This window comes from Curtobacterium sp. MEB011, from assembly GCF_030209655.1.
GTDB classification, from domain to species: Bacteria; Actinomycetota; Actinomycetes; order Actinomycetales; family Microbacteriaceae; genus Curtobacterium; species Curtobacterium poinsettiae.
Map to the genome: position 1 here is coordinate 302996 of NZ_JARVRN010000011.1, position 12629 is coordinate 315624.

The 12629-nt window shown below is 71.8% G+C and carries 12 protein-coding genes and 1 tRNA gene; 10 read left to right on the forward strand and 3 right to left on the reverse strand.

What is annotated here, in order from left to right; translation table 11 throughout:
* Positions 1-21 precede the first annotated feature (21 nt).
* A complete protein-coding gene (locus QRN30_RS14615) occupies positions 22-1317 on the forward strand; it encodes an acyltransferase family protein (protein ID WP_082046984.1) in 1296 nt (431 codons plus the stop codon).
* On the opposite strand, the gene QRN30_RS14620 is transcribed toward QRN30_RS14615, so the two are convergent.
* A complete protein-coding gene (locus QRN30_RS14620; protein WP_159558035.1) occupies positions 1259-1798 on the reverse strand; it encodes an HdeD family acid-resistance protein in 540 nt (179 codons plus the stop codon). The two genes, QRN30_RS14615 and QRN30_RS14620, sit on opposite strands and share 59 nt — an antisense overlap.
* Positions 1799-1949: 151 nt before the next feature.
* Between QRN30_RS14620 and exaC the strand changes: the two genes are divergently transcribed.
* Genes exaC through QRN30_RS14635 form a run of 3 tightly spaced genes read left to right on the forward strand, consistent with a single transcriptional unit; the run spans position 1950 to position 5165 of the window.
* Positions 1950-3491: an acetaldehyde dehydrogenase ExaC gene (exaC, locus tag QRN30_RS14625; RefSeq protein ID WP_284761267.1), complete on the forward strand. Its 1542-nt coding sequence runs from the start codon at positions 1950-1952 to the stop codon at positions 3489-3491.
* Positions 3491-3889: a DUF779 domain-containing protein gene (locus QRN30_RS14630; protein WP_159558037.1), complete on the forward strand. Its 399-nt coding sequence runs from the start codon at positions 3491-3493 to the stop codon at positions 3887-3889. The genes exaC and QRN30_RS14630 overlap by 1 nt, the downstream gene beginning before the upstream one ends.
* 52 nt (positions 3890-3941) lie before the next feature.
* Positions 3942-5165, forward strand: a complete 1224-nt coding sequence (locus QRN30_RS14635) for a GAF domain-containing protein (protein ID WP_284761268.1) — start codon at positions 3942-3944, stop codon at positions 5163-5165.
* A 25-nt stretch (positions 5166-5190) separates the two neighbouring features.
* On the opposite strand, the gene QRN30_RS14640 is transcribed toward QRN30_RS14635, so the two are convergent.
* The gene (locus tag QRN30_RS14640) at positions 5191-5679 is read right to left on the reverse strand and encodes a hypothetical protein (protein WP_284761269.1); all 489 of its coding nucleotides are present in this window, start codon (positions 5677-5679) and stop codon (positions 5191-5193) included.
* Positions 5680-5828: 149 nt separating this feature from the next.
* Here QRN30_RS14640 and QRN30_RS14645 point away from each other — a divergent pair, with 149 nt between their 5' ends.
* The 5 genes from QRN30_RS14645 to QRN30_RS14665 all read left to right on the forward strand — a co-directional run bounded on the left by QRN30_RS14645 (position 5829) and on the right by QRN30_RS14665 (position 9361).
* Entirely contained in the window at positions 5829-6512 is a 684-nt protein-coding gene (locus QRN30_RS14645; protein WP_259495636.1) for a response regulator, read from the forward strand.
* Positions 6509-7999, forward strand: a complete 1491-nt coding sequence (locus QRN30_RS14650; protein ID WP_214563369.1) for a sensor histidine kinase — start codon at positions 6509-6511, stop codon at positions 7997-7999. Before QRN30_RS14645 ends, QRN30_RS14650 begins: the two co-directional genes overlap by 4 nt.
* Before the next feature lie 12 nt (positions 8000-8011).
* A tRNA-Leu gene (locus QRN30_RS14655) sits at positions 8012-8096 on the forward strand.
* A 72-nt stretch (positions 8097-8168) separates the two neighbouring features.
* Positions 8169-8774 carry an ANTAR domain-containing response regulator gene (locus QRN30_RS14660; RefSeq protein ID WP_017887240.1) on the forward strand — a complete coding sequence of 202 codons (606 nt, stop codon included), beginning with the start codon at positions 8169-8171 and terminating at the stop codon, positions 8772-8774.
* Between the two features lie 116 nt (positions 8775-8890).
* Positions 8891-9361, forward strand: coding sequence for a GNAT family N-acetyltransferase (locus QRN30_RS14665; RefSeq protein ID WP_017887241.1), 471 nt, complete (start codon positions 8891-8893; stop codon positions 9359-9361).
* Positions 9362-9381: 20 nt separating this feature from the next.
* Here QRN30_RS14665 and QRN30_RS14670 read toward each other — a convergent pair whose 3' ends face one another.
* Positions 9382-9804 carry a PaaI family thioesterase gene (locus QRN30_RS14670; RefSeq protein WP_017887242.1) on the reverse strand — a complete coding sequence of 141 codons (423 nt, stop codon included), beginning with the start codon at positions 9802-9804 and terminating at the stop codon, positions 9382-9384.
* 74 nt (positions 9805-9878) lie between these two features.
* Here QRN30_RS14670 and polA point away from each other — a divergent pair, with 74 nt between their 5' ends.
* Complete coding sequence (gene polA / locus QRN30_RS14675) at positions 9879-12521, forward strand: DNA polymerase I (protein ID WP_250891603.1); 2643 nt, start codon at positions 9879-9881, stop codon at positions 12519-12521.
* Positions 12522-12629 lie beyond the last annotated feature (108 nt).

Consider the following 12629-nt stretch of genomic DNA (forward strand, 5'->3'; position numbering starts at 1 on the left):
GATATGTAACATGCTGTTTGCATGTCAACTGCTCGCGCGCCTCGTCTGGACCTCGCCCACATCGACGGGATGCGCGGGATCCTCGCCGCGTTCGTCGTGGTCGCCCACACGGTGCAGTTCACCGGCGTCGCCGGGTCCGTGGCGGCGTCGATGCCCGTCGTCTACCGGGTGCTCAGTGCCGGTGACCTGCGCGTCCCCGCGTTCATCGCGATCTCGGGCTTCACGATGATGATCGCCGTCTCGGGGCGCCACGACCTGCGCCTCGGCACCACCTACGGGGCCTACGCGAAGCGCCGGATCCGTCGGCTCGTCCCGCCGTACCTGACGGCGCTCGTGCTGGCGCTGGCGCTCATCGCCTTCGTCCCGGTGATGAACGAGCCGCACGGCACGGTCTGGGACGACAAGCTCCCGGTGACGTTGCAGGGCATCGTGACCCACGTGTTCCTGCTGCACAACCTGTCGCCGGAGTGGATCACGTCGATCAACGGGACGCTGTGGAGCCTGCCGATCGAGATGCAACTCACCCTGCTGATGCCCGTGCTCCTGCTGCTCTGGCGGCGGACCCACCCCGTCGTCGTGATCGTCCTGTCGTTCGCCCTCGCCGTGCTGTCGATCGCCACCGGCGTCGGTGCCTGGTCCGCGCCGCACTTCCTCGGGGTCTTCGGTGTCGGCATGTACGGGGCCCACCTCGTGATCGGGTCCGAGGACGACCTCCGCCGCCGGCGACCCCGATCCCTGCAGCGGATGTTCCGACACCAGCGCTCCGTGCTCCTCGTCGCCCTCGTCGTCTTGACGGCGGCCTTCGTGCAGGTCGCCGCCGCTCCGGGCATCGTCCACAGCGCCGTCACGGGCACCGTCGCCGGCCTGGGGATCACGCTGCTCCTCATGGTGCTCGCCGACGGGCAGCGGACCGGACGTGTCGGTACCCACCGGGTCCGGCGGTTCCTGGGCGGACGCCGTCTGGTGCAGTCGGGGCTGGTCTCCTACAGCGTGTTCCTGGTGCACAGCCCGCTGCTCGCGCTCGGCAACCTGCTCCTGCTGCCGCTCGGGCTCCCGACACCGGTGCAGTTCGGTCTGATGCTCTTCGTGGTCGCTCCGGCGGTCGTCGCGGTGTGCGTCGTGTTCGCGGTGCTGGTCGAACGCCCGTTCATGAACAGCCACCAGCGCGCGCTGCTCGGCGAGCTGTTCGGCCGTCGAGCGGTCCCCGGCACGCCGCACGTCGCCTCGACCGACGCGGCGGCTGCGACCGCGGTGCCGGTCAGCGGCGGAGCGCGGCGCGCGGCGGCAGGAGCAGCAGGGCCGCGGCGCCGACGATGACGAGCGCGATGCCCGCGAACACCATGAAGACGGTCAGTGCGAGCCCGGGGACGATCAGCACGACGATCCCGCCGATGATCGACAGCACCCCGCTGACGACCGTCGGCACCCGTGACGATCCGGGATGGCCGACGAACCCACCGACGATCGCGGCGACGCCCTCGATCAGGAACCCCACCCCGGCGAGCACGGCGTAGACCACGAGCGGGATCGCCGGGTCGAGCAGGGTCACCAGCCCCGCGACCGCGACCAGGCCACCGACGATGCCGGACGTCCACCGCCACGCCGGGCGGGTGCCGTGCCCCCGCACCGCGGCGAAGACCCGCAGCGCACCGGCCACGACGAGGTACACACCGAACAGCAGTGCCACGAGCACGAGCGACGGACGGGGCCAGACGATCGCCACGATGCCCAGGGCGATGGCGACCACGGCCGTGACGACGACGAACACCCGGAACGTCCTGACGGCACGAGAATCCACGAGCGCTCCTCCCTGATCGCCAGCGCTGGTGTCCAGCACGCTACCCGTCGCGCCGTGGCCTCGTGCAACCACCTGCAACCCCCGCGGCCGTACCGTGCGGAGCAGGCACACGACCCGTGCGCCCCGACAGCGTCGTCGAAAGGGCACCACCATGACCATCGCACCTTCGCCCACCAGTTACGCCGCACCAGGCGAACCCGGCTCCCTGGTCGAGTACCGGTCCCGGTACGACCACTTCATCGGCGGCGAGTACGTCCCGTCGTCGAGCGGGCAGTACTTCGAGAACCCCACCCCCGTCACCGGCAAGGTGTTCACCGAGGTCGCCCGCGGTGACTCCACCGACGTCGACCGTGCCGTCGCCGCGGGCTGGAAGGCGTTCCCGTCGTGGGGCCGCACGAGCGCAGCCGAACGGGCCGTCGTCCTGAACAAGATCGCCGACCGCATGGAGGAGCACCTCGAGATGCTCGCCGTCGCGGAGACGTGGGAGAACGGCAAGCCCATCCGCGAGACCCTCGGCGCGGACATCCCGCTCGCGATCGACCACTTCCGGTACTTCGCCGGGGCCATCCGGGCGCAGGAGGGATCCGCCGGCGAGATCGACCACGACACCGTGGCGTACCACTTCCACGAACCGCTCGGCGTCGTGGGGCAGATCATCCCCTGGAACTTCCCGATCCTGATGGCGGTGTGGAAGCTCGCACCGGCCCTCGCCGCCGGCAACTGCGTCGTCCTGAAGCCCGCCGAGCAGACCCCGGCGTCCATCCACGTGCTCGTCGAGCTCATCCGCGACCTGCTGCCCGCGGGCGTGCTCAACGTCGTCAACGGCTTCGGCATCGAGGTCGGCGCACCGCTCGCGCAGCACCCGGACATCCGGAAGATCGCCTTCACGGGGGAGACCACGACCGGGCGGCTGATCATGCAGTACGCCTCGCAGAGCCTCATCCCGGTGACGCTCGAGCTCGGCGGCAAGAGCCCGAACGTGTTCTTCCCCGACGTGGCGGCCGACAAGGACTCCTTCTACGACAAGGCGCTCGAGGGCTTCACGTTCTTCAACCTCAACCAGGGCGAGGTCTGCACGTGTCCGTCCCGGGCACTCGTGGCGAAGGAGATCTACGACGGGTTCGTCGCCGACGGCCTGGACCGCGTCCGAGCCGTCAAGCAGGGACACCCGCTCGACCTGTCGACGATGATCGGCGCCCAGGCGTCGAACGACCAGCTCGAGAAGATCCTGAGCTACATCGACATCGGCAAGCAGGAGGGCGCGAAGCTCCTGACCGGCGGCGAACGGGCCGACCTGGGCGGCGAGCTCTCCGGCGGCTACTACGTCACCCCGACGGTGTTCGAGGGCGACAACTCGATGCGGATCTTCCAGGAGGAGATCTTCGGCCCGGTGCTCGCCCTGACGTCCTTCAGCGGCTACGACGACGCGATCGCCACGGCCAACGACACCCTCTACGGGCTCGGCGCCGGCGTGTGGAGCCGCGACGTCACGACCCTGTACCGCGCCGGACGCGACATCCAGGCCGGACGCGTCTGGTCGAACACCTACCACCAGTACCCGGCGGGCGCGGCGTTCGGCGGCTACAAGCAGTCCGGCATCGGGCGCGAGAACCACAAGATGATGCTCGACCACTACCAGCAGACGAAGAACCTGCTCGTCTCCTACGCCGACGGACCGATGGGCTTCTTCTGATGCCCGACACCGCACGGGTCGCGATCACGCCGGCGGCGGGGGAGCTCCTCCGCACCCTCACCGCCCGGCACGGCCCGCTGATGTTCCACCAGTCCGGCGGCTGCTGCGACGGCTCGAGCCCGATGTGCTACCCCGTCGGCATGTTCCGGACCGGTCCGGGGGACGTCCTGCTCGGCGCACTGCAGGTGGACGGCCTCGAGCCGGTCGAGGTCTCCATGTCGGTGTCGCAGTTCGAGTACTGGAAGTACACGCACCTGACGATCGACGTGGTGGACGGTCGCGGCGGCGGGTTCTCGGTCGAGGTCCCCGAGGGCAAGCGGTTCCTCACCCGGTCGCGGATGTTCGACGACGCCGAGCTCGCCGATCTCGGCCTGGTCCCGAGGGTGGCCCGGACGTAGGCTGACCGCACGCGTCGCGACGGAGCGGCGGGTGGGGTCGATCGGAGGACGCATGCGCGCACCCGGTCGGCTCCGCCCGCTCGTCGCCGAGTCGTGGCAGCGGTCCGCCCGGGTCGACCCGGACGCGGCTCCGGTGCTCGCCCTGGGGGACGACGAACTCGACGCCGCACGGCAGGACGGCCCCCTCGCGACCCTGCTGCCAGTGGTCCGCCGGCTGCTGCTCGACGACTCCCGCTCGGCCGGGTGCGTCGTCGCCGTCGGGGACGCCGCGGGTCGCCTCGTCTGGGTCGACGGCGCCCGGTCCACCCGACGTGCCGCCGAGGACATGGGCTTCGTCCCCGGGGCCGACTGGTCGGAGGACCGCGTCGGCACCAGCGCTCCCGGCACGGCCCTGCGCCTGGACGGTCCGGTGCAGATCCGGTCCGACGAGCACTACGCGAACGCCGTCAAGCCGTTCTCGTGCACGGCGGTCCCGGTGCACGACGCGAGTGGCGCCACCGTCGGGGTGCTCGACCTGACGGGCGACGACCGCGCCGTCGAGCGGCACACGCTGTCGCTGCTCGCCGCCACGGTCGCCGCCGCCGAGGCCCAGCTCGCCCTGGCCGCGGTCCGACCGCGCGCGCGGACACCCCACGTGCCGGCGGCCGAGCTCACCGTGCTCGGGACCGACACAGCCGTGCTCCGGATCGCCGACCGGCGTCTCCAGCTCTCCGCCCGGCACTCCGAACTGCTCGTCGTGCTCGCCGCGCACCCCGGCGGTCTCGCGGCAGCCGACCTCGCCGCCGCCGTCTACGGCGACCCGGGCGCGGTCGTCACCCTGCGCGCCGAGGTGGTGCGGCTCCGCCGGGTCCTCGCGCAGCACGCGCCGGGCGTGACGGTGACGTCGCGGCCGTACCGGGTGGTCGGAGTCCGGACCGACGTCGACGGCGTGCTGTCCGCGCTCGGACGCGGGGCGCGCCTCCAGGCCGTCGACCGGTACGCCGGACCGGTCCTGCCGGGCTCGGCCGCACCCGGCGTCGACGCGCTCCGTGACCTGGTGCGGCTGCGGTTCCGTGAGTCCGTCGTCGCCGACGGCGGCGTCGACGCCCTGCTCGCGTGGGCACGCACGCCGGACGGCGCGACGGATGCGTTCGTCCTCCGCGCGCTGCTCGCGGTGCTGCCGCGGCGATCGCCGCGACGGGCCGGTCTCGTGGCGGCGATCGAGGCGCTCGAGGGTTCCGGAGACGCTCGGGACGACCAGGCCGGGAGGCGCGCCCCGCGCGATCGGGATCGCTGACGGCGCGCGCTCCCCGGCTCGGTGATCAGGAACCGGAGGCCGGCGCAGGGGTCGCGGTCCCGTCGGGAGCTGCCGGGGCGGGTGCCGTGGCCTTCCCCGTCGCGCCGTCCTCCGGCGGGGTCGGCGCCGAGGGCTTCGCACCCTCCTTCGGCGGGGTCGGCGCCTTCCCGTCGGCGCCCCTCGGCGGGGCGGGGACGGTCGCGTGCGCACCCGCGTCCGGGAGCGCCGTGCAGCCGGGCGCCGTCGCGGGCCCGCCCTCGGGCGGTGCGGGCACCGTCGCGGTGTCGCCGTCGGCCGGAGCCGGGGCCGGGGCCGGGGCCGGCGTGGTCGCGCCGGTCGGCGCGCCGGTCGGGGTGCCCTGCGCCGGGGATGTCGTGGCTGCGTTCGCCGTGGCGATGCCGAACCCGCCGAGCACCAGGACCGCGGCCGCGGCCGTGCCGATGCCGACCCGTCGCAGGAGCGCCCCGCGTCGTCGGGTGGGAGTGGTGGTCGAGTCGTCTCGTTCGTCGTGCATGGTGGTCACCGTTCGTCTGTCCGAGCGGATCCGGGTGATCCGCCGCTGCAGACGACGCTCGAGTCCGAATCTGAAGCATGCCTGAAGCACAGGGGTTCTCCAGCGTCCTCCATGCTCGGTGGCCGTCGGAGCGCCGTACGGTGTCCGCCGTGCCTGCTCCCGCCCGAATCCTGGTCGTCGACGACGACGACTCCATCCGCACCGCGGTCGCGACCACACTCCGCGCCGAGGGCTTCCTCGTCGCCGAGGCCGTGGACGGACGGGACCTCGTCGACGACCTGCGACGCAGCGCCCCCGACCTCGTCCTGCTCGACTGGATGCTGCCCGGACCGAGCGGCATCGTGCTCGCCGGACGGGTGCGTTCCGCCACGGACGCCGCCGTCGTCATGATGACCGCGCGGGACGAACTCGACGAGCGGTTGCGCGGTTTCGCCGAGGGGGCCGACGACTACGTGGTGAAGCCGTTCGCGATGGCCGAACTGGTCGCCCGCGTGACCGCGGTGCTCCGACGGCGTGGCCGGATCCCCTCGGTCGTCGAGGTGGGTGACCTCGTGCTCGACCCGGACGCCGCCACCGCCCGCCGCGCCGGGGTGCTGCTCGACCTCACCGCGACGGAGTTCCGCCTGCTGCGCTTCCTGGCCGAGAGCCGAGGCCGGACGGTGTCCAAGGGACAGATCACCACCCAGGTGTGGGGGTACGACGACGTCGCGGCGAACGTCGTCGAGGTCCACCTCAGCGCCCTCCGGCGGAAGATGGAGGCGCACGGACCACGCCTCGTGCACACCGTCCGGGGCATCGGGTACCGGCTCAGCGACGAGCGGACCGCAGCGTGAGGGCTGAGGCCGGGCGCCTGCGGACCACCTCGCTGCGGCTGCGGACCGTCGTCGCCATCGTGGTCCTGCTCGCCGTCCTGCTCGCCGGGCTGACGATCGCGGTCGAGGGGCTGCTCGGCGTCCGGCTCCGCGCCCAGGCCGAGGACCGCCTGCGTGACCGTGCGTCGGCCGCCGCGGCGCTCGTCGGCACCGTCGACGCCGAGGACCTGGCCGACCGGCTCTCCGCGCAGGGACTCTCGGTCCGGATCGTCCAGCCGGACGGGGACGCCGTCGAGGCCGGACCGACCCCGGACCAGCTCCGCGCCGGTCCGCCCGACCCCGGTTCCCTCCCCGTGACGGTCCCACGGGGCAGCGGGGGCGTCGGACGGACACCCACCGATCCGGCCACGCCGGCGCCCGCCGACGACGGCGCCACGATCACGTCGTCGTCGGTTCGCGAGGACGACGGTGTCCTCACCCTGGTGAGCCGGCTCGACGACGGCACCCGGATCACCCTCACCGCCGGCACCCGCGACGTCCAGGACACGCTCGTGCAGCTCGGCTGGGTGATGGGCGGTGCCTCGGCGGCGTTCCTCGGCATCGCCGTCCTCGGCGTCGTCCTGGTCGTCCGACGGTCCCTGCGACCGCTCGACCAGATGGCGACGACCGCGCGGTCGATCGCCGGCGGTGACCGTGGGCAGCGGCTCCGACCCTCGCGCCGCGACACCGAGATCGGTCGCGTCGCCGTCGCCCTGGACGAGATGCTCGACGCGGTCGAGGGCGCCGAGCGTGAAGCCGTCGCCGCAGAGGCCCGCGTCCGGTCGTTCCTCTCCGACGCCGCGCACGAACTGCGGACACCCGTCGCAGGGGTCCGCGCGGCCGCCGACACCCTGGTGCGGGGTGGCGCCGGTGACAACCGGACCCGCGAGGTGCTGGCCGTGCACGTCGTCCGGCAGGCCGACCGGGCAGCTCGGCTCATCGAGGACATGCTCACGATGGCCCGGCTCGACCGCGGGATCGAACTCGACCGGCAGGTGGTCGAGCTCGGGGCGTTCCTGGCGGCCGAGGGAGACCGGCTCCGGCTCCGGCTGCCCACCCTCGAGCTCGACGTCGTCGTGCCCGAGCACCCGGTGGAGGCCGACGTCGACGCCGAGCGGATCGCCCAGGTCCTCGGCAACCTCGTCGACAACGCGGCACGTGCGGGCGGTGCGACGGGACGGGTCGTCGTCAGCCTCGACGACCGCGGACCCGGCCCCGTGGTACGGGTCGAGGACGACGGGCCGGGGATCCCCCTGGAACACCGTGAGCGGGTGTTCGACCGGTTGGTCCGGCTCGAGGCCGCACGGGACGCCCGCTCGGGCGGAGCGGGGCTCGGGCTCCCCATCGCACGGGGCATCGCCGAGGCGCACGGCGGCGGGCTGCGGTACGGCGAGGAAGGCACGCTGGGCGGCGCCGTGTTCGAGTTGTCGCTCCCGGCGGCGACCGGGGTGGTGCGCGCGTCCTGCTAGCCTGGAGTCCTCGCGAGTGTGGTGGAATCGGCAGACACGGGGCACTCAAAATGCTCTGCCTCACGGCGTGCGGGTTCAAGTCCCGCCACTCGTACCAAGCTGCCCATCCGTCTGATCGATCTGCGTGGTCTGGGATGCGGCAGTTCCGTCGTCTAGTAGGCTTTCGTCCGTGAGTGACACAGAAGCAACAGCACCAGCACCCCGTCGCGTCGTCGTCGCCGAGGACGAGTCGCTCATCCGCCTCGACATCGTGGAGATCCTCCGCGACAACGGGTTCGACGTCGTCGGTGAAGCCGGAGACGGCGAGACCGCCGTCCAGCTCGCGACCGACCTGCGTCCCGACCTCGTCGTGATGGACGTCAAGATGCCCCAGCTCGACGGCATCTCCGCAGCCGAGAAGCTGTCCAAGAACCACATCGCTCCCGTCGTCCTGCTGACCGCGTTCAGCCAGAAGGACCTGGTCGAGCGTGCCACCGAGGCCGGCGCACTGGCCTACGTGGTCAAGCCCTTCACCCCGAACGACCTGCTCCCCGCGATCGAGATCGCCCTCTCGCGGTACCAGCAGATCATCACGCTCGAAGCCGAGGTCGCCGACCTCGTCGAGCGCTTCGAGACCCGCAAGCTCGTCGACCGTGCCAAGGGCCTGCTGAACGAGAAGATGGGCCTCACCGAGCCCGAGGCGTTCCGCTGGATCCAGAAGGCCTCGATGGACCGCCGCCTGACCATGCACGACGTCGCCAAGGCGATCATCGAGCAGCTCAGCGCCAAGAAGTAGCGGACGCCGCAGCACAGCACCGTCGCTCACGGAACGCCGTCGGACCCCCCGGGGTCGGCGGCGTTCCTGCGTCCGAGGGCGGGGCATGGGGCGCGACCACCTGGCAGGCTGGAGGCATGGACGACGTGGTGATCCGGGCCTCCCGGCCTGACGACATGCCGGCGGTGGCCGACCTGCGGTGGCGGTGGAGCGTGGACGAGGGTGGCCGCTCACCGGCGCAGACGCCGGAGGAGTACCGCAGGGCGATGACGGAGTTCGCTGCCCGGCACCGGGAGTCGCACCGGTGCGTCGTCGCCGAGCGGGACGGCGTCGTGCTCGGCATGGCGTGGTTGGCGGTGCACCCGCGGCCGCCGGCGCCGAACGTGGACGGCGACCGGTTCGCCGCCGAGCTGCAGACGGTCTACGTGCACCCGGAGCTGCGCGGTTCCGGCGTCGCCGGACGGCTCGTCACGGCCCTGCTCGAGGTCGCGGACGAACTCGGCGCGGAGCGGACGTCGGTGCACTCGAGCGTGGACGGCGAGCGGCTCTACCGGCGGCTCGGCTTCGGCGACGCCCGCCTGCTGCTGCAGCGGCCGCCCGAGGACTGAGCGGCCGGTCGGCCCGTCGGTCAGCGACGCTCGCGGATCATGTTCGTGATCCGGACGGTGGAGCAGCGGCGACCCTGGTCGTCGGTCAGGACGATCTCGTGGGTGGTGAGCGTGCCGCCCAGGTGGATGGCGGTGCACGTGCCCGTGACCAGGCCGCTCGTGGCACTCCGGGAGTGCGAGGCGCTGAGCTCGATGCCGACGGCGTAGCGGCCGGGCCCGGCGTGCACGTTCGCGGCCATCGACCCGAGGCTCTCCGCGAGGACGACGTAGGCACCGCCGTGCAGCAGGCCGACCGGCTGGCGGTTGCCCTCGACGGGGATCGAACCGACCGCTCGCTCCGCCGAGAGCTCGGTGATGACCATGCCCATCTTCTCGGCCAGCTCGCCCGTGCCGCGGTCATCGAGGCGGGGGTCGATCGTGGTCGAGGTGGTGTCGTCGGTCACGGTCTGCGTCGACCTTCCGTGTCAGCGGGCGTCGGTAGGCTGTCCGGGTGTCGGACTCCGCAAAGCCTACCCTCATGGTCATCGACGGCCACTCGCTCGCCTTCCGGGCCTTCTACGCGCTGCCGGTCGACAGCTTCGTGAACCGCGAGGGGCAGCACACCAACGCGATCCACGGCTTCATCTCGATGCTGCTGATGCTCCTGCAGCGCGAGAAGCCCACCCACCTGGCGGTGGCGTTCGACATCTCCCGGTTCTCGTTCCGCACGCGTGAGTACGCCGAGTACAAGGGCACCCGCTCCGAGACCCCGGCGGAGTTCAAGGGCCAGATCCCGCTGCTGCAGCAGGCGCTCGAGGCGATGGGCATCACCACCGTCACGAAAGAGGACTACGAGGCCGACGACATCCTCGCGACCCTCTCCAAGCAGGGCTCCGACCAGGGGTACAAGGTCTACGTGGTCTCGGGCGACCGCGACTCGATCCAGCTCGTCAACGACGACGTGACGCTGCTGTACCCGTCGGTCCGCGGTGTCTCCGAACTCACCCGCTACGACCGCGACAAGGTCTACGAGCGGTACGGCATCGAGCCGCACCAGTACCCGGACATCGCGGCCCTCGTCGGCGAGACCAGCGACAACCTGATCGGCATCGACAAGGTCGGCGAGAAGACCGCGGTCAAGTGGGTCACCCAGTACGGGTCGCTCGACGGTGTCCTCGAGCACGCCGACGAGATCAAGGGCGTCGTCGGCAACAACCTGCGTGAGCAGCGGGACCGTGCCGTGCGGAACCGCCGGCTCAACCGCCTGGTCACCGACGTCGAACTGCCCGTCGGTCCGGCCGACGTCGCACTCCGTCCCGTCGACGAGAACGCGGTGCGCGAGCTCTTCGCCAAGCTGCAGTTCCGCACGCTGCTCGACCGCGTGTTCAAGGTCGCCGGGTCGGGCGAGCCCGCAGAACCCTCGGCCGAGGGCACCGTCGACGACGGTGCGCCGACCCCGCCGCCCGTCAAGACCCTGATCGACGAAGAGCTCGGCTACTGGCTCGAACGCCGGAACGCGACCGAGGCGGCGAACGGCTACGGCGTCGCGGTCGAGGTCATCGACGGACGCCTCAGCGCCATCGGCATCGCGACCCACGACGACGCCGTGCTCGTGCCGGGTGGCAGCGGTGCCCAGGACTACGAGCAGCTCTCGGCCTGGTTCGCGTCCGACGCACCGAAGCACTTCCACGACGCCAAGGCCGCGATCAAGGCCCTCGGCACCGCCGGCTTCGTGGTGAACGGCGTCGCCGGCGACGCCCGGATCATGGGGTGGCTCGCACAGCCCGGCAAGCAGGGGCAGCCGCTGTCCGACCTCGTCTACCAGGAGCTCGGCGAAGAACTGCCGACGGCCGACCCGAACCAGCTCGTCCCCGAGACCGACCCGGTCAACGTCGGGGTGCACGCCTGGTTCGTGCTCCGCGTCACCACGGCCCTGCGTGCCCGGATCGACGCGTCCTCGCTGCAGGTGCTCGACGACATCGAGCTGCCGCTCGTCTCGGTGCTCGCGGGCATGGAGACCATCGGCGTCGGTATGGACCGTCCGGTGCTCACGGGCCTGTCGAAGGAGCTGGGGGAGCGCGCAGCCGAGCTGGCGCAGCAGGCGTTCGCCGAGATCGGGCACGAGGTCAACCTCGGGTCGCCGAAGCAGCTGCAGGAAGTCCTGTTCACCGAGCTCGCGATGCCGAAGACCCGCAAGACCAAGACCGGGTTCTCGACCGACGCCGCGAGCCTGGCCGACCTGCAGGAACAGCACCCGCACCCGTTCCTCGGGCTCCTGCTGCAGCACCGCGACGCCACGAAGCTCCGGCAGATCGTCGACACCCTCGACGCCGCCGTGGTCGACGGGCGCATCCACACCCGGTACGAGCAGACCGGCACGAGCACCGGCCGGGTGTCGTCGACCGACCCGAACCTGCAGAACATCCCCGTGAAGACCGCCGTCGGTCGCCGGATCCGCTCGGCGTTCGCGGTCGCCGAGCCGTACACGACGCTCGTCACCGCCGACTACTCGCAGATCGAGATGCGGATCATGGCGCACCTCTCCGGCGACCCCGGGCTGATCCAGGCCTTCAACGAGGGCGAGGACCTGCACCGCTTCGTCGGCGCCCGGGTCTTCGGTGTCGACCCGTCCGAGGTCTCCAACGAGATGCGCACGAAGGTCAAGGCCATGTCCTACGGCCTGGCGTACGGGCTGAGCGCGTTCGGGTTGTCGAAGCAGCTGCGCATCGAGCAGTCCGAGGCCCGCACGCTCATGACCGAGTACTTCTCCCGCTTCGGCGCCGTGCGCGACTACCTGCGCAACGTCGTCGAGCAGGCGCGTGAGGACGGCTACACCGAGACGATCTTCGGTCGCCGTCGTCCGTTCCCCGACCTGAAGAGCCCGAACCGGGTGCTGCGCGAGAACGCCGAGCGGGCCGCGCTGAACGCACCGATCCAGGGTTCCGCGGCCGACATCATCAAGATCGCGATGCTCGGCGTCGCCGACGACCTGCGCGACGGCGAGTTGGAGTCCCACCTGCTGCTCCAGGTGCACGACGAGCTCATCCTCGAGGTCGCTCCCGGTGAGCAGGAGCGCGTCGAGGAGATCCTGCGCACCCGGATGGGCAACGCCGCCGAGCTGACGGTGCCGCTCGACGTGTCCGTCGGCGTCGGCCGCAACTGGGAGGACGCCGCGCACTGACGCGGGGCCGCCGGCCCTGGTGGTGACGGGCGACGGACAGGAGGCGCGGTGCCAGCTGGCACCGCGCCTCCTGTCCGTCGATCCGCAGCGGCCGTCCGCCGTGGTCCA